The sequence below is a fragment of the Neokomagataea anthophila genome (genome assembly GCF_018122595.1).
Lineage (GTDB): Bacteria > Pseudomonadota > Alphaproteobacteria > Acetobacterales > Acetobacteraceae > Gluconobacter > Gluconobacter anthophilus.
Genome location: NZ_JAGRQH010000074.1, coordinates 1 through 257, shown reverse-complemented (window position 1 = coordinate 257; position 257 = coordinate 1). Strand labels below are relative to the sequence as shown.

The window sequence follows — 257 nt, the reverse complement described above, 5'->3', positions numbered from 1 at the left end:
CGAGATCTTCCCGTGCATGGGTTGGATCGGCGTAGCAGGCGGCAATATCACCTGGGCGACGTGGCGCAATTTGGTAGGCAATGGTGTTACCACAGGCTTTTTCAAAGGCGTGAACCATGTCTAAAACACTATATCCTTGGCCTGTGCCTAAGTTATAGGTGACCAGACCTGGTTTAGTGGCCAATTTAGCCAGCGCTTTTAAATGGCCATTGGCTAAATCCACTACATGGATATAGTCACGCACACCAGTCCCATCA

Annotated in this window: 1 pseudogene; it reads right to left on the bottom strand. The window is 49.8% G+C overall.

Features of this window, described 5'->3' with window-relative positions:
• A pseudogene (locus tag KB213_RS12135) lies at window positions 1–244 on the bottom strand (UDP-glucose 4-epimerase); the annotation flags it as partial.
• Between the last annotated feature and the right edge of the window lie 13 nt (window positions 245–257).